Origin of the sequence: Sutcliffiella horikoshii (genome assembly GCF_044809035.1) — a bacterium.
Classification (GTDB): Bacteria; Bacillota; Bacilli; order Bacillales; family Bacillaceae_I; genus Sutcliffiella_A; species Sutcliffiella_A horikoshii_G.
Genome location: NZ_CP085237.1, coordinates 105,001 through 126,163, shown reverse-complemented (window position 1 = coordinate 126,163; position 21,163 = coordinate 105,001). Strand labels below are relative to the sequence as shown.

Here is a 21,163-nt window from a genome sequence, read left to right as displayed (position 1 = left end):
TCGCTCTATTGATTTTACTATCTTTTCCAAGCATACTAATTTTATACATGTAAAATACATAAAATTATTAGTGCTCAGAAAAATACATATTGGCATTAAACAATGCTACCATAACAAAAAAACCAAGTCAACCCTTTTTTGATTTGATGATGGAGTAGCCTTTTTTCTTCGTCACAACTTCCACTTCCTCAAACAAGGATTCCAATTTCTCGATTGCAGAAGGTGCACCTTGTTTCTTTTGGATCACAATCCACAACTCACCTTTTGGAGCCAAGTGCGTCCATGCTTTTTCTAAGATCTCATGCACGACTTTTTTTCCGGCGCGGATCGGCGGATTGGAAAGAATTGCTGCATAATCGGCGGCAGTGACTTTTTCGTAGATATCACTTGTGAACACTGTGACATTTTCCACTTTATTTATAGAAGCATTTTCTTTGGCAAGCTCCACTGCTCTTTCATTCACATCAATCATATCCAAATGACGATGAGGAAAAGATTTTGCAAGAGAAAGTCCGATGGGACCATAACCGCAGCCAACATCCAGAATGCGACCTTCGATTTCCGGTTCTTCAAACGCCTCTATCAGCACCCTTGATCCAAAGTCCACTTCTTTTTTAGAAAAAACACCGCTATCCGTTATGAAAGAAAAGTTGTAACCTTTTAAATCAAAGTTCCATTGTTGACGGTTGCTTTCTACAGATGGCTTGTTTGTATAATAATGATTCGTCATATTTAGTCTCCTTACCTGAAAAGCCATTTTGCATCACTTTTCAACAAATCAACTTCATATATTAGCACCCTTGAAAAAGACAGTAACCAAGCGGTCCTTACATCAAGTGTGGCACCGTTTAAAAAAAGCCCGCTAACACGTAGCGAGCTTTCCTTTATAAGAGCCTGTAATTACTTAACTTCTACAGAAGCTCCAACTTCTTCAAGTTTAGCTTTGATTTCTTCAGCTTCTTCTTTAGCAACGCCTTCTTTAAGAGCTTTAGGAGCATTGTCTACTACTTCTTTAGCTTCTTTAAGACCAAGGCCAGTGATTTCACGTACTACTTTGATAACCTTGATTTTTTGTGCGCCAGCGCTAGCTAGGATTACGTCGAATTCAGTTTGCTCAGCAGCAGCTTCAGTTGCTACACCAGCAGCAGCTACAGGAGCAGCAGCAGTTACACCAAATTCTTCTTCGATTGCTTTTACTAGGTCGTTTAATTCTAAAACAGTCATATTTTTAACCGCTTCAATGATTTGTTCGTGTGTCATTGTTAATTTCCTCCTTAGATATTATAAGTTTTTGTTTTACTTACTTAACTTGCTAGATTAAAATTAAGCGCCTTGCTCTTCTTTTTGTTCTGCAACTGCTTTCGTAACAAGAGCCAAGTTGCGGATTGGAGCTTGAAGGACGCTAAGCAACATGGAAAGAAGACCTTCGCGGGATGGAAGTTCAGCAAGAGCTTTCACTTCTTCAACCGTTGCAACATTTCCTTCGATTACACCAGCTTTGATTTCTAACGCTTCGTGTTTTTTCGCGAAGTCATTAAGGATCTTAGCAGGAGCTACTACATCTTCAGTAGAGAATGCGATAGCGTTAGGTCCTGTTAATGCGTCGTTAAGTCCGTTGATTTCTGCTGCTTCAGCCGCACGGCGAGTTAAAGAGTTTTTGTAAACCTTGAACTCAACACCTGCTTCACGAAGTTGTTTACGAAGTTCAGTTACTTCCGCAACATTAAGTCCGCGGTAGTCAACTACGATAGTAGATACAGAACCTTTAAACTTGTCAGCGATTTCTCCAACAGCTTGTTTTTTTACTTCAACTGCTTTGCTCATCGTTACACCTCCTAAAAAGTTGGTTACCACTTATACCGACCGGTGTACATAAAGAATGCCTCCACGCAGGTGGAGGCAGAAGTTTTATCGTTAAAAGCACAAGGCTTTAAATCGTAAAAATTCACACCTCGGTAGGAAATTAAGCCAATCGGCACCTACTGTCTACGGTACAAACAATATCATTTTATAAACACAACGATTATTATAACCGTCTAGTTATCTCGTGTCAATATGTTAGTTTTTGGTAGCTACGAAAGTAGAAGTATCAACTTTTACTCCAGGTCCCATTGTAGAAGTAACAGCAACGTTCTTCATGAATGTACCTTTTGCAGCAGCCGGTTTAGCTTTTAGTAAAGTCTCATAGATAGTTGTGAAGTTTTCAGCAAGCTTCGCATCTTCGAAAGAGATTTTACCTACTGGCACGTGGATGTTACCGGATTTATCAAGGCGGTATTCAACTTTACCAGCTTTGATCTCGTTAACAGCTTTTGTTACATCAAATGTAACTGTACCAGTTTTAGGGTTTGGCATTAGTCCTTTAGGTCCTAATACGCGTCCTAATTTACCAACTTCACCCATCATGTCTGGTGTAGCAACGATTACGTCGAAATCGAACCAACCTTGGTTGATTTTCGCGATCATGTCAGCATCCCCAACATAGTCAGCTCCAGCAGCTTCTGCTTCTTTCGCTTTTTCGCCTTTAGCGAAAACTAGGACTTTTTGAGTTTTACCAGTTCCATGAGGAAGCACTACTGCTCCACGGATCTGTTGGTCATTTTTACGAGGGTCAACTCCAAGACGGAATGCAACTTCCACAGTGGCGTCGAACTTCGCAGTGTTTGTTTTCTTTACTAACTCGATAGCTTCGTTAACAGAGTAAGCCGTTTGACGGTCTACAAGTTTTGCAGCTTCGATGTATTTTTTACCTCTTTTAGCCATTTTAAACGTCCTCCTTATGTGGTTTTAGCGGAATAACCTCCCACGAATAAAGGTTGCGAATTGGCTATAAACCAAAGTCCGCAACCCTGAACAGCAGTTAAATCAAAAGCAATGGGATCAGTCTTCGATTGTGATACCCATGCTACGAGCAGTACCTTCAACCATGCGCATTGCAGCTTCTACACTTGCAGCGTTTAGATCTGGCATTTTCGTCTCCGCAATTTCGCGTACTTTATCACGCTTAACTGTTGCAACTTTATTACGGTTTGGTTCACCAGAACCAGACTCGATACCAGCTGCTTTTTTAAGTAAAACTGCAGCAGGTGGAGTTTTCGTAATAAATGTAAATGAACGGTCTTCAAAAACCGTGATTTCAACAGGGATAATCAATCCAGCTTGATCTGCTGTACGAGCGTTGAACTCTTTACAGAAACCCATGATGTTAACACCTGCTTGACCTAATGCTGGTCCAACTGGTGGTGCTGGGTTTGCTTTCGCTGCCGGAATTTGTAACTTTACCAATTTGATAACTTTTTTAGCCACGAGACACACCTCCTTAAGTCCGTGATGTGGTATCTGGGATTTCTCCCTCCCACTCAACTCATTCTTTATATATTTAATAAAGAATATTTTTTTATTAATAGTCTCTATTTCAGAGACATACTGACCTTTGAAATAATATCATTTTTACGAAACTATTTCAAGTTTTTTTACATTATAATTTTTCAATCTGTGTAAAGTCAAGCTCCACAGGGGTTTCACGGCCGAACATATTCACTAGAACTTTCACTTTATGCTTGTCTTTATCCAGCTCTACGATGTGACCAGTGAAGTTTGCAAAAGGTCCTTCTGTTACTTTCACGGATTCTTTCACATCGAAATCTACTTCTATCTGCTTCTCCATCATGCCCATTCTCTTAAGGATAAATGCGATTTCATCATCCAATAGAGGAGTTGGTTTGGAACCAGATCCGCTTGATCCTACGAAGCCTGTTACTCCAGGAGTGTTTCGAACAACATACCAGGAGTCGTCGGTCATGACGATTTCCACTAGGACGTAACCAGGGAATACTTTTTTCTTGGTTACTTTCTTTTTGCCGTTTTTGATGTCTGTTTCTTCTTCTTCAGGAACTACGACACGGAAGATCTTGTCTTGCATCCCCATTGATTCTACTCGTTTTTCTAAGTTTGCTTTTACTTTATTCTCGTATCCGGAATAAGTGTGAACAACGTACCAGTTTTTCTCCATTGTTTAGGACTTGTGTCCGTCCCTCCCTTTTCAAGCATTTTATTTTTGAGACTATAAATAATAGTATTCCGTTGGACTCCCTGTTGATTTCCGTTTTGGGTGTTCGCTTTCCTAGGGGCGGTGCTTGAGCCTCCTCACTTCGTTGCGGGGTCTCAAGCTACCGCTATCTCCCTCAGGATAAGGAACGCTTCGGCAGCGATTCATCGCACGAAGAAAATGCGTTAGCATTTTCGAGGAGTCTCACACCCTTCACTACAATCAACAGGGGGAGTTTGGCTAATCGCCAAGAATACCACCTATATAAAATCAGTGAAACTATTAAAACACCGTGGTGTTTTTTTCCAAATGAAAAAACCCGTTGAACGGGCTTTTTGTCAGAAAGTATTATTTACATTATACCATGATATAACATTACTTATTCAAGAGCAAAAGGAATAAGGATAAAAATTATTGTCCACTCTTAAATTATTAATTAATCAAAGCACGAATTAACTCGGAAATACCAAGGTCAATAATCCAGAAAAATACTGCTACAAACATTACTGTTGTTACTACTGTAATTGTATAGCGAGTTAGTTCCTGGCGTTTTGGCCAGCTTACTTTTTTCATTTCGCGAGCTACATCACGAAAAAAGTTAGTCAAACGTCCCATCCATGTAACCTCCAACCCCAGATAGTGATCTATTTTGTCTCCCGATGAACGGTGTGAGCATTACAAACTTTACAAAACTTCTTTATCTCTAATCGCTCTGCGCTTTGCGATTTCCCTTTAACTGTTGAATAGTTGCGGGAAGAGCACGCCGCACAAGCAAGTGCTACCTTACTTTGCATGTGTTACACCACCAAAACATAGATGTCCCTAAAAATGTAACATAGCCGTAATAATTAGTCAATGTGATTTGAAGGCGCAATCATATGATATACATTAGCATTGGAGGATCTAGTAATTATAACGTAATCTCTCTAAGCTCCAAGTACCTTTCTAACTTGCGTTTTACCCTTTGCAATGCGTTATCGATGGATTTCACATGCCGGTTTAAATCTTCTGAAATTTCTTGATAAGAACGTCCGTCCAAGTAAAGTGCGAGAACCTTTCGCTCAAGGTCGCTCAGCAACTCGCCCATCTTAACCTCTATATCATCAAATTCCTCTTGATTAATAATTAATTCTTCGGGATCCATAACCTTTGCTCCCGAAATGACATCCATTAATGTACGATCTGATTCCTCATCATAGATAGGCTTGTCCAGTGAAACATACGAATTCAATGGAATATGCTTCTGTCTTGTGGCAGTTTTAATCGCAGTAATGATTTGTCTTGTGATGCATAGTTCGGCAAATGCCTTGAAAGAAGTTAGCTTGTCCTCTTTAAAGTCACGGATTGCCTTGTATAGACCTATCATCCCTTCTTGCACAATATCCTCGCGATCTGCACCAATAAGAAAATAGGATCTAGCCTTCGCGCGAACGAAGTTTTTATACTTGTTGATTAAATAATCTAGCGCTTCACTATCACCTAAATGCACAAGTTCTACCATCTGTTCGTCTTCCATAAGCTCTAATATCCTGTTAGCATTTCTTGGATCGCTCACTATCACACCTATCCCTCCGACTGAATCAGTAGATAGAAATATTATACAGTAGGCATAAATTGACCGTCAACCACTCATCGCTGTCCTCGACGCCATTTTTCGAAAATTGCTGAAATTTCATTGTCCAATTCTATGCGTTTTGACGGCTTTTCGTTGGTAAATTTTGTTACTCGTTTTTTTATTCTGGTTTCAATAGCTTCTGACTCGTTCAGAAGTTCACGGGCGGATTTGCGTAGTGCACCTTGACCGAAGATGGCCCATTGTTCTGTGAAATCAGATGTTGCCACATGTATTTGTGTGCGGATGTCACTTAGGCTGATGGCAAGCTTTTCGATTCTCTCATCGGCTGTTTCATTTTCACGAGTATAGATCACTTCTACCCGGTGATTTTTATACTTCGTTTCTATTCCTTGTGACAAATGAGCGTCAAAGACAATGATCACCTTGTAACCTGTATACGCCTGGTACTCTGCCATTCTAGAAATAAGGATATCACGGGCCATTGCGAGGTCCTGATCTTTTAGGACCCTAAGCTCCGGCCACGCACCGATAATGTTATATCCATCTACCAGTAGAATATCCATCCTTTCTTACTCTCCTGCCGACAATCTTTTGCGGAAAACCTCATACATTAATAAACTTGCTGCGACAGATGCATTTAGAGACGTAACTTTTCCCACCATTGGTAAGGATACTAGGAAATCACATTTTTCTTTTAGGAGTCTGGCCATTCCTTTTCCTTCACTGCCGATAATAAGCCCAAGCGGCAAGGAGCCGTCCATTTTGGTATAATCCACCGTTCCTTTTGCATCTGTTCCAAAAATCCAAAGTCCTTTTTCTTTCAACTCGTCCACTGTTCTGGCAAGATTGGTTACTCGCACTACAGGGATATACTCAATGGCACCTGTGGAGGATTTGGCTACAGTAGCCGTCAATCCTACCGCTCTCCGCTTAGGGATGATAATGCCATGTGCACCGACTGCGTCTGCTGTACGCATGATGGAACCAAGGTTATGCGGATCTTCAATTTCATCCAGTATTAGAAAGAATGGATCTTCGTTTCGTTGTTCTGCAATCTTATATAAATCATCAAGCTCCGCATAATCATATGCAGCAACCGAAGCGACGACTCCTTGATGATTTCCCTCTACCATCTGGTCGATTTTTTTCCTAGGGACGAATTGGACAAGGACGTTCGCTTCCTTCGCCATTGCGATTACCTGTTGAATAGAGCCTTTTTGCCCACCTTCTGCAATCCACAATTTGTTAATTTCACGATTTGATTTTAGTGCTTCAAGCACTGGGTTTCTTCCCATAATGAATTCTTTTGTCATCTCTATTCACCTCTCTTGCTGTCTACCAGTTCTATGCAGGTAAACACGATTTCTTCCATGCGGTCTATGTCTTCACTTAAATAATGATAGCCAAGCAGCGCTTCAAATGCGGTGGAGTAGCGGTATGTCTGCACATCTGTATTCTTCGGCACAGTCCCTGATTTCGCATTGCGCCCCCGTCTGATGACACCTTGCTCTTCTTCCGTAAAAAATTCACGGTCCATCAGCTGATGAAGCAGGTGTGCCTGCGATTTCGCAGACACATAGTTGGTTGCAGCACGATGGAGCTGGTTTGGACGAATCTGTCCGGATTTTAAGAGGTGATGGCGTATGTACCCTTCATACACCGCATCCCCCATATAGGCAAGCGCAAGACTATTTAATTGCTTTGCATCTACTTTTGTTTTACTCATTACCGGTATTACCCTCTTTTCCATCGCGTACCCTGGGCCGTATCTTCAAGGATGATATTTTTGGCCTTCAGTTCGTCACGAATCTCATCCGCTCTTGCAAAATCACGGTTCTTCCTTGCATCAATCCGCTGTTGGATTAGGCTTTCGATTTCCTCATCCAAAAGTTCTTCCTCGGCAGTAAGGGATACACCGATGACGGAAAATAGTTCTTCGAATTGAGCAATGAATGCCTGTAACACTTTTTCAGAAGTGTTTTTCCCGTTCAAGTAAGTGTTGGCTTGTTTTGCCATATCAAACAATACGGAAATTGCATTGGCTGTATTAAAATCATCATCCATCACTTTGATGAACTCACTTTTAAATTCCTCTACCTTTTGGAGCCATTCCATATCATCTGTTGCAAGGTCTGCTGTATTATCCAAACGATGCTTTAAGTTAGAGTAAGCGGTTCGTATACGGTCGAGGCCGTTTTTGGTGCTTTGTAGCAACTCTTCGTTATAGTTGATTGGATGACGGTAATGGACGGAAAGCATAAAGAAACGCAATAATTGCGGATCATGCTTTTTGATGATGTCATGCACAAGCACGAAGTTCCCAAGTGACTTAGACATCTTTTCGTTATCAATATTAATATACCCATTATGCAACCAATACTTAGCAAAAGTCTTGCCTGTGAGCGCCTCTGATTGGGCGATTTCATTTTCATGATGCGGGAAGGATAAATCCTGGCCACCTGCATGGATATCGATGGTGTCCCCAAGGTATTTGCGAGCCATTGCCGAGCACTCGATATGCCAGCCTGGTCTTCCTTTCCCCCATGGGCTCTCCCAATAGATTTCTCCCTCTTTTGCCGCTTTCCAAAGCACAAAGTCAAGTGCATCTTGTTTCTTATCTCCCACTTCAATACGGGTTCCAAGCTGCAAGTCTTCTATCGGCTGATGTGAAAGTTTTCCATACTCTTTGAATTCTCGGGTTCTGTAATATACATCTCCTCCAGATTCATAGGCAAATCCTTTTTCAATCAAGGCTTCGATGAACTCAATGATGATATCCATGCTTTCAGTCACTCTCGGGTGGACAGTTGCTTGTTTGCAACCTAATGCAGAGACATCCTCATGGTACGCCGCTATAAACCGTTCTGCGATAGTCGGTACATCTTCTCCCAATTCCTTGGCAGCCTTGATCAGCTTGTCGTCCACATCGGTGAAATTAGAAACGTAGTTTACCTCATAGCCACGGTATTCTAGGTATCTTCTAACTGTATCGAACACGATTGGCGGCCTTGCATTTCCGATATGGATGTAGTTATATACGGTCGGTCCGCACACATACATCTTTACCTTGCCCTCTTCAAGCGGGACGAACTTTTCCTTTTGGCGCGTTAATGTATTAAAAAGATGAATGGTCATCTATTTTCTTCCTCTCTTTTAAAAGTAGCAGTTCATTTTGCAGACGGGCAATTTGATTTTCCAATTCCACAAATCTGTCACCTGTCGGATCTGGCATTTCGTGATGATTCAAATCCCTTTTTACCTTCACTCCATCCTGAATGACGATTTTCCCTGGAATGCCGACAACCGTGGAGTTGGCAGGTACATCTTTTAATACCACCGAACCCGCTCCAACTTTCGAGTTTTCACCAATTGTAATGGAACCCAATACTTTGGCACCTGTTGCGATTAATGCGTTATCGAGTATGGTCGGGTGCCGTTTTCCTTTTTCTTTGCCGGTACCGCCGAGGGTTACTCCTTGGAAGACAGTAACATTATTCCCAATTTCACAGGTTTCTCCAATGACAACTCCCATTCCGTGATCAATAAAGAATCTGCGGCCTATTTTGGCTCCTGGATGGATTTCAATTCCGGTGAAGAACCGGCTCACTTGGGAAATGACTCTGGCAATGAAGAACATTTTCCGTTTAAAAAAGGCATGGGCAATCCGGTGGGCCCATACTGCATGAAGGCCAGAGTAAGTTAGGATTACTTCGAAATAATTTCTTGCAGCGGGATCTTGTTCAAATACGACTTCAATGTCTTCCTTTAGTGCGCGAAACATGGAGTGAACCTCCTTTCTTTTCCCATAAATGTTATACAAAAATAAAAACGCCTCCGTGTCATTGACACAGAGACGCTTATGGCGCGGTTCCACTCTGTTTGGATATGGGTTGCTATTTATAAGGACCCATATCCCCACTTAAGCCTCGTAACGGGAGGTTGCCGCTGTAGCTTACTCGGCTTTATGGCCTTTTAGCAACAGACTCCGAGGGGCATTTCAAAAAAGTCATCACATAAATCGCTTGCAGCCATGGCGATTCTCTCTGGAAAGGATGTACCTTTTCTACTCTCCTCTTCAACGTTCACTCATATATAGAGAGCTGATTAAACCAGCATTCCTAAAATAGGTTCATCTCGTTTAAAAATAGGTTAGTTCTATCATATTATGTTTTACCGAAAATGTTAACCGATTAGCTTCGACAATCTTGCTAAAACTGTTTCTTTTCCTAATAGATGGATCGTTTGCGGCAGATCTCGGCCATGTGTTTGGCCTGTTGTTGCCACACGGATCGGCATGAACAGCTTCTTCCCTTTGTGACCAGTAGCTTTTTGTACAGCCTTGGTTGCGGCTTTGATGTTGTCTACAGAGAAGTCTTCCATCGTTTCCAACTCTTTATGGAAGGCCGCCATCACTTCTGGCACCTGCTCTTCAGCTAGGACAGCGTTTGCTTCTTCATCGTAGTCGATATGCGTTTGGAAGAACATTTCTGTCAGGTCTACAATCTCCGCTCCAAAACTCATCTGCTCTTGGTAAAGCCCGATAAGTTCTTTTGCCCATACCTTTTGGTCCTCTGTTAAGGATGCTTCAAGTCGGCCTGCTTTAACTAGGTGCGGCAAAGAAAGGTCCACAAGTCGGTCAAGGTCCATCGTCTTGATGTATTGGTTATTCATCCACGTTAATTTGTTTGTATCAAATACAGCTGGTGATTTGGATAAACGCGCTGTATCAAAAATCTCAATGAATTGCTCCTTAGAGAAGACTTCCTCTTCCCCGACAGGAGACCATCCAAGCAAGGCAATGAAGTTGAACAAGGCCTCTGGCAGATAGCCGAGCTCCTCATATTGCTCAATAAACTGGATGATGGACTCATCACGCTTACTTAATTTCTTGCGGCTTTCGTTCACAATCAATGTCATGTGACCGAATGTTGGAACATCCCAGCCTAATGCTTCAAAAATCATGATTTGTTTAGGGGTATTCGAAATATGATCATCGCCACGAAGGACGTGGGAAATTTGCATAAGGTGATCGTCAACAGCTACTGCAAAATTGTAAGTAGGTGTTCCGTCCTTTTTCACGATAACAAAGTCACCCATGCCGTCGGACTCAAAGGATACGTCTCCTTTTACCATGTCATGGAACTTGATTTCTTTCCCTTTTGGTACGCGAAAGCGAATACTCGGCTCTCTTCCTTCATCTTCAAAGGCTTTTTGTTCTTCAACGGTCAAGTTGCTGTGCTTGCCGGAGTAATTAGGGTTCTCCCCGCGGGCAATCTGTTCCTCGCGCTCCGCCTCAAGTTCCTCTTCTGTACAATAGCATTTATAGGCAAGGTCTTTTTCTAAAAGCTCATTATAGAATTTAGTGTAGATGTCATTACGTTCTGATTGGCGGTATGGACCAAATTCGCCGCCTACATCGACGCTTTCATCCCAATCCATTCCCAGCCATTTCAGGTATTTGAGCTGACTTTCTTCTCCGCCTGCGATATTACGCTTTTTATCTGTATCTTCAATACGGATGATGAATTTTCCGTTTTGGCTGCGTGCAAACAGATAGTTGAATAGTGCGGTTCTTGCGTTTCCTATATGTAAGTGCCCTGTTGGACTAGGGGCATATCGTACACGAACTGTCATGTGTTGTTACCTCCATTTTCCGTCGGCTTTCGGGCCCGGACGGTTTTTAAAACTAAGCATTATTTTAACATAAAAGTTGTGAAGCACGTAGCTATTTCTTTAGTAATAGGACGGCTGCTTGGGCGGCGATTCCTTCTTCTCTGCCTGTGAAGCCTAGTTTTTCGGTGGTAGTGGCTTTCACGTTGACTTGTTCCACATCCGCTTCTAGCAATTCGGCAATTCGTTTACGCATCGTTTCAATATGCGGAGCCATCTTTGGCTTTTGTGCAATGATGGTGCAGTCCACGTTTCCAAGGGTATAGCCTTTTTCTTTTACTATTGCCCATACCTGTTGCATTAAAACAGCAGAGTCCGCATTTTTGAATGCCGGGTCTGTGTCGGGGAAGTGTTTTCCGATATCCCCTTCTCCGATAGCACCTAAGCATGCGTCGGAAATTGTATGTAGTAGTACGTCGGCATCGGAATGTCCGAGTAGCCCTTTTTCGTAAGGGATGGTAATGCCTCCGATTATTAGTGGTCTGCCTTCTGCAAACTGATGTACGTCAAAACCTTGTCCAATTCGAAACATAGTGCACCTCTCCAATTATGTTAGTATATTATTTTTGTAAAAAAGCTTTTGCAAGGATTAAATCCTCGGGTGTGGTCAGTTTGAAGTTTTCGTACTCGCCTTCTACAATGTGTACCGGCACATTGATCCGTTCGACAAGACTGGCCTCGTCGGTTCCTAGATAGCTCTCTGTTTTTGCTTTTTCGTGCGCCTCTTTTAAGATAGGATAACGAAAAGCTTGGGGTGTTTGGATAGACCATAAGCTGGAGCGCTCCACAGTCTCTTCCACCACTCCATCCCTGCTTACACGTTTGATGGTATCTTTTACAGGCACCCCTACTATTGCAGCTCCTTCACTGGTCGCAGTTTCCACCAGGTTGTGGATGACTTCGTGAGAAATGAACGGCCTTGCACCATCATGAACTAATACTATTTCTGAGGTTTGAAGCGAGTTAAGCCCATTATACACGCTATCCTGCCGTTCTTCTCCACCTATGACCATTTCGTTAATTTTTGGTATCGGATATTGATGTAAAAGTTCTTTGAATATATCTTTTTCTTTTTCATTGATGACTAGTTTGATTTCGTTGCACCATGGATCTGCTTGAAAGACGGAGAGGGTATGTATGATGACCGGTTTTCCCTCAAGCTCGATGAACTGTTTGTTTTTTCCTGCCTTCATCCGCTTCCCCTGTCCTGCTGCCAGGATGATTACTTGATAGTTCATTGTTTTACTCTCCCGTGGGTGGTGGTTTTTATGTACAAATAACTTATACCCTCTAAAGCAACGCTTAAGAGGGTAAGTAGTTCTTATATTTTTTTATAATGCTGCCCGTTCTAGTTGTTTGGGCTTGGCAAAGATCATTCGGCCTGCAGATGTTTGAAGCACGCTTGTGACCAGTACCTGAATGTGCTTGCCGATGTAATCACGGCCTTCTTCTACGACAATCATGGTTCCGTCATCAAGATACGCCACACCTTGATTATGTTCTTTGCCGTCTTTGATCACTTGTACCGTCAGCTCTTCACCTGGAAGAACGACAGGTTTTACCGCGTTCGCAAGATCGTTGATATTTAATACTTCCACACCTTGAAGCTCGCATACTTTATTTAGGTTGAAGTCGTTGGTGACTACTACACCAGAGGTCAATTTTGCTAGCTTTACAAGCTTCGAATCCACTTCCTGGATATCTTCAAAATTACCTTCATATATCTCTACTTTTATCGCTAATTCTTTTTGGATTCTGTTTAAAATATCCAAACCGCGTCGACCACGGTTTCGTTTTAATACATCTGAAGAATCCGCGATATGCTGCAGCTCTTCTAGAACAAAACGCGGTATGACGATTGTCCCTTCTAGAAAGCCGGTTTGGCAAATATCTGCGACTCTGCCATCGATAATAACGCTTGTATCCAAGATTTTAAGCTTTTTTGAGGATAAATCCAATTCGTCATCTTCTACTGATTTTTTCTTCCCGAATTTTGAGGAGATTGAAAATAAACTCACTAATTCATCTCGTTTTTTAAAGCCTACTTGAAAGCCAAGATATCCTAATAGAATGGTAATGAAAATAGGGAAAATGGCGCTGACAAACGGGATTCTTTCTAAAGGTATAACAGCCAGATACGCGACAATCAGTCCGAAAATTAGTCCCAAACTACCAAATAAAACATCGGTAACCGGCGCTTTCACCAAAGACTCCTCTATCCATTTAATGAATCCTACAACATAATCCACTAACCAAAAAGTAAGGATGAAAAATATAATTGCTCCTAAAATCGCAACAGTATAAGGCTTCGAAAGAATAGGGACATCCCCTAGATTCAAAAGGGAAAACAACTCGGGAATGAAAAAGATTCCCAATGTTCCTCCAAGAATTAAAAAGAATAGTTGAACCGTACGCCTTAACATTGCCTCACCTCCCTTTAATCATTATAAACAGTTTCCTTTAAATAAAACGTCGAAAAAACTTTTAATTTACTTTTGTAAGGATTTTGTCACATTCCTGACTTGGCAGGTTTACATTTGACGGTCGATTTGCAACTGGTCATGGATCCGTTTCAATCCTTCTTTAATTTTCCGGGCCCGTACCTCACCGATCCCATCCACATCGTCTAATTCTTCCACTGTTGCCTGGAGAATATGCTTTAAATTCCAGAATCTGCAGACAAGGTTTTCAATGACGAGCGGAGGAAGTCTAGGAATCTTATGCAAAACTCTATAGCCTCTTGGCAGGACAATCTCATCAGGGTTCATAAATCCTGAATATCCGAGCATCTTCAAAATAACAGCATCGTCCAACAGATCGGTATTTGCCAATTCCTGCAATCTGCTTAAAATCATAAAAGCATCCATTTCTTTATCTACACAATAATCCTTAATAAGTAGAATTGCCTCTTCTTCAATATGGGCAAGGAGTTCAGTCATTTGCAGACGGATTAGCCTGCCTTCCGTTCCAAGCTCATTAATGTAGCTGAGAATTTCGTTTTTAATGCGCAGTACCATTTCTATACGGTGTATCACCTGTAAAAGTTCCGATAATGATACCTGTTCTTCAAATTCCAAGGCACCAAGATTCGTAATTCCTTGGTCAAGGACGGTTTTATATTTTTCGAGCGTTTGGATCGCTTGATTGGCTTTGGTGAAAATAACCCCAATATCCCGGAGCGCATACCGGAAGTCGCCTTTATATAAGGTAATGACATTACGACGCTGAGATATCGCTACGACAAGACAGCCTGTCTGCTTCGCCACCCGTTCTGCCGTACGGTGCCTCATTCCTGTTTCCGTAGAAATGATGGTAGAGTTAGGAGTTAATTGTGCATTGGCATAAATTATTTTTGTCCCTTTTTCATTCAGGATGATGGCACCGTCCATTTTAGCCAACTCATAAATATATGCCGGGCTGAAATGGCAGTTGATAGAAAAGCCACCATCTACCATTTCTTTCACTTTATCATTGAAACCCACGACTACAAGTCCGCCGGTTTGGGATCTTAGAATATTATTGATTCCCTCCCGAATAGGTGTTCCGGGTGCAATAAACTGTAATGTATCTGCCATGATTTTTTCTTTCTGCCGTTGATCTTCCATCTCTATCCCCCTAGAGTATATTGAAGAGCCTGGTCAATAGTGTTTACACCGATTACATTGACCTCTTTCGGAATGGTCCAACCTCCCAGGTTTTTCGCGGGTATAATCACTCGTTTGAATCCGAGCTTCGCCGCTTCCTGGACACGTTGTTCGATACGGGATACGCGTCTGATCTCACCTGTCAGCCCCACTTCGCCGATTACCACATCTGTTGGTTCAGACGTTTGGTTCCGGAAGCTAGAAGCGATGCTGACCGCTACTGCGAGGTCAATGGCTGGTTCATCGAGTTTTACCCCACCCGCCACCTTTAAATAGGCATCCTGGTTCTGAAGCAACAACCCGACCCTTTTTTCGAGTACTGCCATAATGAGCGAAACTCTGTTATGGTCGATTCCGGTTGCCATTCTTCGTGGATTTCCATAACCTGTTGGAGAGATCAATGCCTGAATTTCAACCAATACGGGCCTTGTACCTTCCATTGACGCGACAACTGTGGAACCTGCAGCTCCCTTTGACCGTTCTTCTAAAAAGATTTCTGACGGGTTCTTTACTTCCGTCAACCCCTCTTCCTTCATTTCAAAAATCCCAATTTCGTTAGTAGAACCGAATCTATTTTTCACCGAGCGCAAAATACGATACGTATGGTGTCTTTCTCCTTCAAAATACAACACAGTGTCCACCATATGCTCCAAAAGACGCGGGCCTGCAATGGACCCTTCTTTGGTAACATGTCCTACGATGAAGACGGCAATATTCTTTGTCTTGGCGATCCTCATCAACTCAGACGTACACTCTCTAACCTGCGACACACTTCCTGGAGCAGAAGTAACGGCAGGATGGTAAACGGTTTGAATGGAGTCGACGACAAGCAAAGTAGGCTGGACATCATCCACCGCTTTTGCAACAAGCTCAAAGTCCGTTTCTGACAAAACATACAACTCTTCTGCCTGTACGCCTAAACGATCTGCCCGCAGCTTTGTCTGCTGAACAGATTCTTCCCCGGATATGTAAAGGACACGATGTTTTTTCAATGCCAATTGACAACACACCTGCAGCAATAAAGTAGACTTCCCGATGCCTGGGTCTCCCCCAATCAGTACAAGTGACCCTTGAACCAATCCGCCTCCAAGCACTCTATTGCACTCTTCCATATCTGTATAGATCCTTGATTGCTTTATGTTTTCCACTTTCGTAATAGATTCTGCTTTTCTAGCGAGTGTGGAGGACGATGTCGTAAAGCCTCCGCGCCTTGGCGTCCTGGACTCTTCTAGTTCTTCCACCATCGTATTCCATGCGTTGCACCCAGGACATTTTCCCATCCACTTAGGTGACTCATACCCGCATTCCTTACACATAAACTTTGTCTTACGCTTTGCCATCCAAAAATCCTCTCTATATTAACAATATCTTTATGAATAGAGTTTTATGAAAATACCATTGTTTTCCTTCTTTTATGATACCTTATTTCACTCAAATTACGCTAATCTAAACCATTGGAAAATACAAGAAAGGAGGAAAGCCCTTATGATAAGAGCTCACCTCCACTTCTATTCAGTCATGCAAACGACCAGCAACATTATTTCACTATTTCCACATCGCGAACAACAAATTCTCCGTCAACTACATCCAACGAAATTTTCTTGCCTTTCTCGATATTTCCTTTTAACAGCTCTTCTGAAAGTTTATCTTCCACATGCTTTTGGATGGCACGGCGCAACGGTCTTGCACCATATTCCGGATCGTAGCCTTCTTCTGAAATCTTCTCTTTTGCTGCTTCTGTCAGTTCTAGATCGATATCCTGCTCTTTCAGGCGCTTCGTTAACTGCTCAGATAGCAAGGTTACGATTTCTTTCAAATGCGTCTTCTCTAAGGAGTGGAACACAATCATTTCATCGACACGGTTCAGGAACTCTGGACGGAACGCCTTTTTCAGCTCATCCATCACTTTTCCTTTCATGTCTTTATAATTCTGGTTCTCATCTTGAACATTAAAGCCGACATATTTATTGCGCTTCAAGGCGTCCGCACCAACATTGGATGTCATAATAACAAGCGTGTTACGGAAGTCTACCGTGCGACCCTTCGAATCTGTCAGGCGGCCGTCCTCTAGCACTTGTAATAAAATATTGAACACATCAGGATGTGCCTTTTCAATTTCGTCTAACAGGATGACAGAATACGGTTTGCGACGAACTTTTTCCGTCAGCTGGCCGCCTTCATCATATCCCACATATCCAGGAGGAGAACCAACAAGACGGGAAGTCGAATGCTTCTCCATGTACTCAGACATATCAATACGAATCATCGCATCCTCATCACCGAAGATAGATTCTGCCAACGCTCTCGCAAGCTCGGTTTTACCCACACCAGTAGGCCCAAGGAATATGAAGGAACCGATCGGACGCTTTGGATCTTTCAAGCCGGCACGTGCACGGCGAACCGCTTTCGATACTGCCTTAACCGCTTCATCCTGCCCAATGACACGGGAGTGCAGTAAAGATTCCATGTTTAACAGTTTATCTGTTTCTGTTTGTGCAAGCTTTGATACCGGAATTCCCGTCCAGCTTGATACTACCATTGCAATATCTTCCACTGTCACCTCAGAATTCTCTTGTCCCTGCTTTTCTTTCCAGGTTTTTTTCGTTTCTTCTAATTGTTCACGAAGACGCTGCTCTGTATCTCTTAAAGATGCAGCCTTTTCAAATTCTTGGCTCTGCACAGCAGCATCCTTTTCATTTCGAACAGACTCCAATTTCACTTCTAACTCCTTCAAGTTAGGAGGAGTGGTGAAGGAACGAAGCCGTACTTTTGATCCTGCTTCATCTATTAAGTCGATCGCTTTATCCGGCAGGAAGCGGTCGGAAATGTAACGATCGGAAAGTTTAACCGCCTGCTCAATCGCCTCATCTGTAATGGATACACGATGATGCGCTTCATAACGGTCGCGAAGTCCAGTTAAAATCTGAATGGATTCCGCGGCTGTCGGCTCATCCACTGTGATTGGCTGGAAGCGGCGCTCAAGTGCTGCATCCTTTTCGATATATTTACGGTACTCATCTAGTGTGGTTGCACCGATACATTGTAATTCCCCGCGTGCCAAGGAAGGCTTTAAGATGTTGGATGCGTCAATGGCACCCTCTGCTCCACCTGCACCAATTAAAGTATGAAGCTCATCAATGAAAAGAATGATGTTACCAGCTTGGCGAATTTCATCCATCACCTTTTTCAAGCGGTCCTCAAACTCCCCGCGGTATTTGGTACCTGCAACAACCGTACCCATGTCGAGAGTCATAACACGCTTATCCCGAAGAATTTCCGGTACTTCATTGCTCACGATTTGTTGTGCAAGTCCTTCTGCTATGGCTGTTTTACCTACACCGGGCTCCCCGATTAATACCGGGTTATTTTTCGTTCTGCGGCTAAGCACCTCAATCACACGCTGAATCTCCTTGCTTCGTCCGATAACAGGATCCAGGCTTCCCTCACGTGCGACCGCTGTCAAGTCTCTTGCCAAGCTATCAAGTGTAGGCGTGTTCACATTATTAGATGTACCGCCTTGATGTCCTCCGGAAGACTCGTTGCTTCCAAGGAGCTGCAACACTTGCTGGCGCGCCTTGTTCAAGCTTACTCCCAAGTTGTTCAACACTCGTGCCGCAACGCCTTCCCCCTCGCGGATCAAACCAAGCAATACATGCTCTGTTCCTACGTAGGAATGACCAAGTTTACGCGCTTCGTCCATGGAAAGCTCAATTACCTTCTTCGCTCTAGGTGTATAGTGGGGGATTGCCTGACCACTGTCCTGACCTCTTCCAATCAGATTTTCTACTTCTTTTTGAATCTTTTCAGGTCCCAAGCCAAGGGCAATCAGCGCTTTCGCAGCAATCCCTTCACCTTCTCTAACCAGTCCGAGCAGGATATGCTCTGTTCCAATATTATTATGGCTTAGGCGTAATGCCTCTTCCTGTGCCAATGCCAATACTTTTTGCGCTCTTTCTGTAAATCGACCAAACATCATATCCATTCGCCTCCCGAATAATTTATCTATTTAATCGCATTCTTTCCCGAATCAAGCTAGCCCTGCGAACATCTCTTTCATTAGGCTTTAATGGTCCTCCTGCATATTGTTGCAAGAAGCCAGGTTGAGTCAATATCATTAATTCATTCAAAATTGATCTCGAAATGTCGGTGATATAGCCTAAGTCTATACCAAGCCGCACATTTGACAAACAATTTGCCGCCTCTTTCGTCTCCATGACACGACTGTGTGCCAACAATCCATATGAGCGAAATACCCTATCTTCTAATTGTATGTTCGAAGTTTTGACTAATGCTTCCCTGGCAGAGCGCTCTTGAGAAATAAGTTGTTGCACCACACCCATAAGATCCTGGACAATATCCTCTTCGGACTTGCCGAGTGTCATTTGGTTGGAAATTTGAAAGATGTTCCCTAAAGCTTCGCTGCCTTCTCCATAAATTCCTCTAACAACTAATCCCAATTGGTTAATTGCCGGAACAATTCTGTTCATCTGCTGTGTCAGCACCAATGCCGGCAAATGCATCATGACCGAAGCTCGTAGCCCCGTTCCCACATTGGTCGGGCAGCTCGTTAAGTATCCTCGTTTTTCATCAAACGCATAATCAATCTTTTCTTCTATCCAATCATCCAATGAATTGGCCACCTGCAACGCTTCATTTAGCTGCAGTCCGGGAAACAAGCATTGAATCCTGATATGATCCTCCTCATTTATCATAATGCTCACTTCTTCATTCGGTGATAACAAACATGCTCCAAATGCCGAATCCTCCGCCAGTTGTGGACTGATCAAGTGCTTTTCTACCAGTACTCGCTTCTCTAAGGCATTCAATTCCTCCATTAAAAGAAACTCTAGCTCCCCGAGATCCTGAAACTTCTTTTCGCCAAAATGCTGTTTCATGATATCCACTATCTGCTTGGCTTCCTCATTGCTCGCCACAGTCGGAAACTGGAGCTTTTCTAAATTTCTAGCAAGCCTAACTCTACTGCTAAGAACAATATCTGAGTCCGGCCCCTCCTGCTTCATCCAAGAACTCACCGCATTATTCAAAAAGTGTTCAAGAGACATCTACTGCTCCCCCTCTCTTTTTTCACTCAGTTGCCTTTCCAATTCTCTAATTCTATCTCTAGTATTCGCCGCACTCTCGAATTCTTCCTGTAAAATAAGCTCCTGTAATTCCTCTCTCAGCGAATCAATTTCTTTCCTAACATGCATACTCCCACCAATTCTTTTCGGAATCTTTCCTGCATGCAAGGTATTCCCACTGTGCAATCTTTTCAAAATGGGCTGCATTTTGTCGGAAAAAGTATGATAACACTCCGAACACCCAAACCGGCCAACCTTCGTAAACTGCGGAAACGTCATCTTACAACGCTCACACTGCAGTATCTTCCTCGGCTCAAGATCTTCCTGCTGTGGGCTTTGAATCGCCTGTTCCGTATTCAACAATCCGGCAATCAGGTTGTTAATGGAAAAACCTGAACCCCCTGTAAACATCGACATACTACCTTTTTCTTGTGCACATTGCTCACATATATGAATCTCTGATTTCTCACCATTTATAATTTTAGTAAAATGCAAAGCAGCTGGTCGCTCATTACATTCTTGGCATACCATCTTTATCCCCCCTACCTATACTTCAGTGTAGTCAGCATGGCCGTTAACATCCTTGCCCGCAATTCATCTCTTTCAGGCAAGCCCAAATATAAGACAGAGCGGTCCATGACACTAACCATTATCTTCGCCTCCCTAGCGGAAATCACCTTCTCTTCCACTAAACGAAAGATAACATCCTCCGCACTAGCTTGGGAAACTCTCACACCTATTAGTTCTATAAGCTGGTCGATCAAATGCAAATGGTCGTGCGGCTTGATTTTGATAATCCTGATATAACCGCCGCCTCCGCGCTTGCTCTCCACCAAATATCCACGTTCAATCGTAAATCTAGTATTAATCACATAATTAATCTGAGAGGGCACACATTCAAACTTATCTGCAATCTCACTGCGTTTTATCTCTGCAGAATTCTCCCTGCTCCCCTCCAACACCTGTTTCAAGTATTGCTCAATGACATCAGATATGTTTCTCATGCTATCCTCCCATCTGACCTTGACTATCTTTGACTATAAGTAAAATATATAAGACCTTATGAAAAAATTCAATAGATAACCTTCGCTAAAAACTGTCATTCTGTTTGGTTTGGGTTTTCGTGCGTCCATTTATGTAGGGT

General features: G+C 42.7%; 24 protein-coding genes and 2 other annotated features. All 24 genes read right to left on the bottom strand.

Features of this window, described 5'->3' with window-relative positions:
- Nucleotides 1–127: 127 nt before the first annotated feature.
- Nucleotides 128–730: a class I SAM-dependent methyltransferase gene (locus LG307_RS00675; RefSeq protein ID WP_404446941.1), complete on the bottom strand. Its 603-nt coding sequence runs from the start codon at nt 728–730 to the stop codon at nt 128–130.
- Between the two features lie 170 nt (nt 731–900).
- Nucleotides 901–1,260, bottom strand: coding sequence for a 50S ribosomal protein L7/L12 (gene rplL, locus LG307_RS00670; RefSeq protein WP_404446938.1), 360 nt, complete (start codon nt 1,258–1,260; stop codon nt 901–903).
- A gap of 63 nt (nt 1,261–1,323) precedes the next feature.
- The gene (gene rplJ, locus LG307_RS00665; protein WP_404446935.1) at nt 1,324–1,824 is read right to left on the bottom strand and encodes a 50S ribosomal protein L10; all 501 of its coding nucleotides are present in this window, start codon (nt 1,822–1,824) and stop codon (nt 1,324–1,326) included.
- Between the two features lie 42 nt (nt 1,825–1,866).
- Nucleotides 1,867–2,010, bottom strand: a sequence feature (ribosomal protein L10 leader region).
- Nucleotides 2,011–2,058: 48 nt separating this feature from the next.
- A complete protein-coding gene (rplA, locus tag LG307_RS00660) occupies nt 2,059–2,763 on the bottom strand; it encodes a 50S ribosomal protein L1 (protein WP_404446932.1) in 705 nt (234 codons plus the stop codon).
- Between the two features lie 117 nt (nt 2,764–2,880).
- Complete coding sequence (rplK, locus tag LG307_RS00655) at nt 2,881–3,306, bottom strand: 50S ribosomal protein L11 (RefSeq protein WP_156515538.1); 426 nt, start codon at nt 3,304–3,306, stop codon at nt 2,881–2,883.
- Nucleotides 3,307–3,478: 172 nt separating this feature from the next.
- On the bottom strand, nt 3,479–4,012 hold the full coding sequence (nusG, locus tag LG307_RS00650) for a transcription termination/antitermination protein NusG (RefSeq protein WP_404446929.1): 534 nt from the start codon (nt 4,010–4,012) through the stop codon (nt 3,479–3,481).
- 468 nt (nt 4,013–4,480) lie between these two features.
- The gene (gene secE / locus LG307_RS00645) at nt 4,481–4,663 is read right to left on the bottom strand and encodes a preprotein translocase subunit SecE (protein ID WP_404446926.1); all 183 of its coding nucleotides are present in this window, start codon (nt 4,661–4,663) and stop codon (nt 4,481–4,483) included.
- A 29-nt stretch (nt 4,664–4,692) separates the two neighbouring features.
- On the bottom strand, nt 4,693–4,842 hold the full coding sequence (gene rpmG / locus LG307_RS00640; protein WP_088016674.1) for a 50S ribosomal protein L33: 150 nt from the start codon (nt 4,840–4,842) through the stop codon (nt 4,693–4,695).
- Between the two features lie 116 nt (nt 4,843–4,958).
- The gene (gene sigH, locus LG307_RS00635) at nt 4,959–5,564 is read right to left on the bottom strand and encodes an RNA polymerase sporulation sigma factor SigH (protein ID WP_087942026.1); all 606 of its coding nucleotides are present in this window, start codon (nt 5,562–5,564) and stop codon (nt 4,959–4,961) included.
- 113 nt (nt 5,565–5,677) lie between these two features.
- Nucleotides 5,678–6,187, bottom strand: coding sequence for an NYN domain-containing protein (locus LG307_RS00630; RefSeq protein WP_404446923.1), 510 nt, complete (start codon nt 6,185–6,187; stop codon nt 5,678–5,680).
- A 6-nt stretch (nt 6,188–6,193) separates the two neighbouring features.
- A complete protein-coding gene (gene rlmB, locus LG307_RS00625; RefSeq protein ID WP_404446920.1) occupies nt 6,194–6,937 on the bottom strand; it encodes a 23S rRNA (guanosine(2251)-2'-O)-methyltransferase RlmB in 744 nt (247 codons plus the stop codon).
- A gap of 2 nt (nt 6,938–6,939) precedes the next feature.
- Nucleotides 6,940–7,350, bottom strand: coding sequence for a Mini-ribonuclease 3 (locus tag LG307_RS00620; RefSeq protein ID WP_404446917.1), 411 nt, complete (start codon nt 7,348–7,350; stop codon nt 6,940–6,942).
- A gap of 8 nt (nt 7,351–7,358) precedes the next feature.
- On the bottom strand, nt 7,359–8,759 hold the full coding sequence (cysS, locus tag LG307_RS00615; protein ID WP_404446914.1) for a cysteine--tRNA ligase: 1,401 nt from the start codon (nt 8,757–8,759) through the stop codon (nt 7,359–7,361).
- Nucleotides 8,740–9,405 carry a serine O-acetyltransferase gene (cysE, locus tag LG307_RS00610; RefSeq protein WP_404446911.1) on the bottom strand — a complete coding sequence of 222 codons (666 nt, stop codon included), beginning with the start codon at nt 9,403–9,405 and terminating at the stop codon, nt 8,740–8,742. The genes cysS and cysE overlap by 20 nt, the downstream gene beginning before the upstream one ends.
- A 65-nt stretch (nt 9,406–9,470) precedes the next feature.
- Nucleotides 9,471–9,712, bottom strand: a binding site (T-box leader).
- 94 nt (nt 9,713–9,806) lie between these two features.
- Nucleotides 9,807–11,258, bottom strand: a complete 1,452-nt coding sequence (gltX, locus tag LG307_RS00605; RefSeq protein ID WP_404446908.1) for a glutamate--tRNA ligase — start codon at nt 11,256–11,258, stop codon at nt 9,807–9,809.
- A 91-nt stretch (nt 11,259–11,349) separates the two neighbouring features.
- Entirely contained in the window at nt 11,350–11,826 is a 477-nt protein-coding gene (gene ispF, locus LG307_RS00600) for a 2-C-methyl-D-erythritol 2,4-cyclodiphosphate synthase (RefSeq protein WP_404446905.1), read from the bottom strand.
- Nucleotides 11,827–11,854: 28 nt separating this feature from the next.
- Nucleotides 11,855–12,532: a 2-C-methyl-D-erythritol 4-phosphate cytidylyltransferase gene (gene ispD, locus LG307_RS00595; protein WP_404446902.1), complete on the bottom strand. Its 678-nt coding sequence runs from the start codon at nt 12,530–12,532 to the stop codon at nt 11,855–11,857.
- 93 nt (nt 12,533–12,625) lie between these two features.
- On the bottom strand, nt 12,626–13,717 hold the full coding sequence (locus LG307_RS00590) for a PIN/TRAM domain-containing protein (RefSeq protein ID WP_404446899.1): 1,092 nt from the start codon (nt 13,715–13,717) through the stop codon (nt 12,626–12,628).
- Nucleotides 13,718–13,825: 108 nt separating this feature from the next.
- Nucleotides 13,826–14,899, bottom strand: a complete 1,074-nt coding sequence (gene disA, locus LG307_RS00585; protein ID WP_404446897.1) for a DNA integrity scanning diadenylate cyclase DisA — start codon at nt 14,897–14,899, stop codon at nt 13,826–13,828.
- Nucleotides 14,900–14,901: 2 nt separating this feature from the next.
- Nucleotides 14,902–16,278 (bottom strand): DNA repair protein RadA, encoded by a 1,377-nt coding sequence (radA, locus tag LG307_RS00580; RefSeq protein ID WP_404446894.1) that lies wholly within the window; start codon nt 16,276–16,278, stop codon nt 14,902–14,904.
- 197 nt (nt 16,279–16,475) lie between these two features.
- Entirely contained in the window at nt 16,476–18,914 is a 2,439-nt protein-coding gene (clpC, locus tag LG307_RS00575; RefSeq protein ID WP_404446892.1) for an ATP-dependent protease ATP-binding subunit ClpC, read from the bottom strand.
- Between the two features lie 22 nt (nt 18,915–18,936).
- Nucleotides 18,937–20,001: a protein arginine kinase gene (locus tag LG307_RS00570; RefSeq protein ID WP_404446889.1), complete on the bottom strand. Its 1,065-nt coding sequence runs from the start codon at nt 19,999–20,001 to the stop codon at nt 18,937–18,939.
- Nucleotides 20,002–20,550 (bottom strand): UvrB/UvrC motif-containing protein, encoded by a 549-nt coding sequence (locus LG307_RS00565; RefSeq protein WP_404446886.1) that lies wholly within the window; start codon nt 20,548–20,550, stop codon nt 20,002–20,004.
- Between the two features lie 11 nt (nt 20,551–20,561).
- The gene (locus LG307_RS00560; RefSeq protein WP_404446883.1) at nt 20,562–21,023 is read right to left on the bottom strand and encodes a CtsR family transcriptional regulator; all 462 of its coding nucleotides are present in this window, start codon (nt 21,021–21,023) and stop codon (nt 20,562–20,564) included.
- Nucleotides 21,024–21,163 lie beyond the last annotated feature (140 nt).

Bases quoted from the DNA above. Each gene is read 5' to 3' on its own strand.
- LG307_RS00675 (WP_404446941.1), bottom strand. From the start codon at position 730: ATGACGAATCATTATTATACAAACAAGCCATCTGTAGAAAGCAACCGT.
- disA (WP_404446897.1), bottom strand. From the start codon at position 14,899: ATGGAAGATCAACGGCAGAAAGAAAAAATCATGGCAGATACATTACAG.
- LG307_RS00630 (WP_404446923.1), bottom strand. From the start codon at position 6,187: ATGGATATTCTACTGGTAGATGGATATAACATTATCGGTGCGTGGCCG.
- rlmB (WP_404446920.1), bottom strand. From the start codon at position 6,937: ATGACAAAAGAATTCATTATGGGAAGAAACCCAGTGCTTGAAGCACTA.
- rplA (WP_404446932.1), bottom strand. From the start codon at position 2,763: ATGGCTAAAAGAGGTAAAAAATACATCGAAGCTGCAAAACTTGTAGAC.
- ispF (WP_404446905.1), bottom strand. From the start codon at position 11,826: ATGTTTCGAATTGGACAAGGTTTTGACGTACATCAGTTTGCAGAAGGC.
- secE (WP_404446926.1), bottom strand. From the start codon at position 4,663: ATGGGACGTTTGACTAACTTTTTTCGTGATGTAGCTCGCGAAATGAAA.
- LG307_RS00590 (WP_404446899.1), bottom strand. From the start codon at position 13,717: ATGTTAAGGCGTACGGTTCAACTATTCTTTTTAATTCTTGGAGGAACA.
- sigH (WP_087942026.1), bottom strand. From the start codon at position 5,564: ATGGAAGACGAACAGATGGTAGAACTTGTGCATTTAGGTGATAGTGAA.
- LG307_RS00620 (WP_404446917.1), bottom strand. From the start codon at position 7,350: ATGAGTAAAACAAAAGTAGATGCAAAGCAATTAAATAGTCTTGCGCTT.
- nusG (WP_404446929.1), bottom strand. From the start codon at position 4,012: ATGGAGAAAAACTGGTACGTTGTTCACACTTATTCCGGATACGAGAAT.
- LG307_RS00565 (WP_404446886.1), bottom strand. From the start codon at position 20,550: ATGGTATGCCAAGAATGTAATGAGCGACCAGCTGCTTTGCATTTTACT.
- ispD (WP_404446902.1), bottom strand. From the start codon at position 12,532: ATGAACTATCAAGTAATCATCCTGGCAGCAGGACAGGGGAAGCGGATG.
- LG307_RS00570 (WP_404446889.1), bottom strand. From the start codon at position 20,001: ATGTCTCTTGAACACTTTTTGAATAATGCGGTGAGTTCTTGGATGAAG.
- LG307_RS00560 (WP_404446883.1), bottom strand. From the start codon at position 21,023: ATGAGAAACATATCTGATGTCATTGAGCAATACTTGAAACAGGTGTTG.
- clpC (WP_404446892.1), bottom strand. From the start codon at position 18,914: ATGATGTTTGGTCGATTTACAGAAAGAGCGCAAAAAGTATTGGCATTG.
- rplL (WP_404446938.1), bottom strand. From the start codon at position 1,260: ATGACACACGAACAAATCATTGAAGCGGTTAAAAATATGACTGTTTTA.
- rplJ (WP_404446935.1), bottom strand. From the start codon at position 1,824: ATGAGCAAAGCAGTTGAAGTAAAAAAACAAGCTGTTGGAGAAATCGCT.
- cysS (WP_404446914.1), bottom strand. From the start codon at position 8,759: ATGACCATTCATCTTTTTAATACATTAACGCGCCAAAAGGAAAAGTTC.
- radA (WP_404446894.1), bottom strand. From the start codon at position 16,278: ATGGCAAAGCGTAAGACAAAGTTTATGTGTAAGGAATGCGGGTATGAG.
- gltX (WP_404446908.1), bottom strand. From the start codon at position 11,258: ATGACAGTTCGTGTACGATATGCCCCTAGTCCAACAGGGCACTTACAT.
- cysE (WP_404446911.1), bottom strand. From the start codon at position 9,405: ATGTTTCGCGCACTAAAGGAAGACATTGAAGTCGTATTTGAACAAGAT.
- rpmG (WP_088016674.1), bottom strand. From the start codon at position 4,842: ATGCAAAGTAAGGTAGCACTTGCTTGTGCGGCGTGCTCTTCCCGCAAC.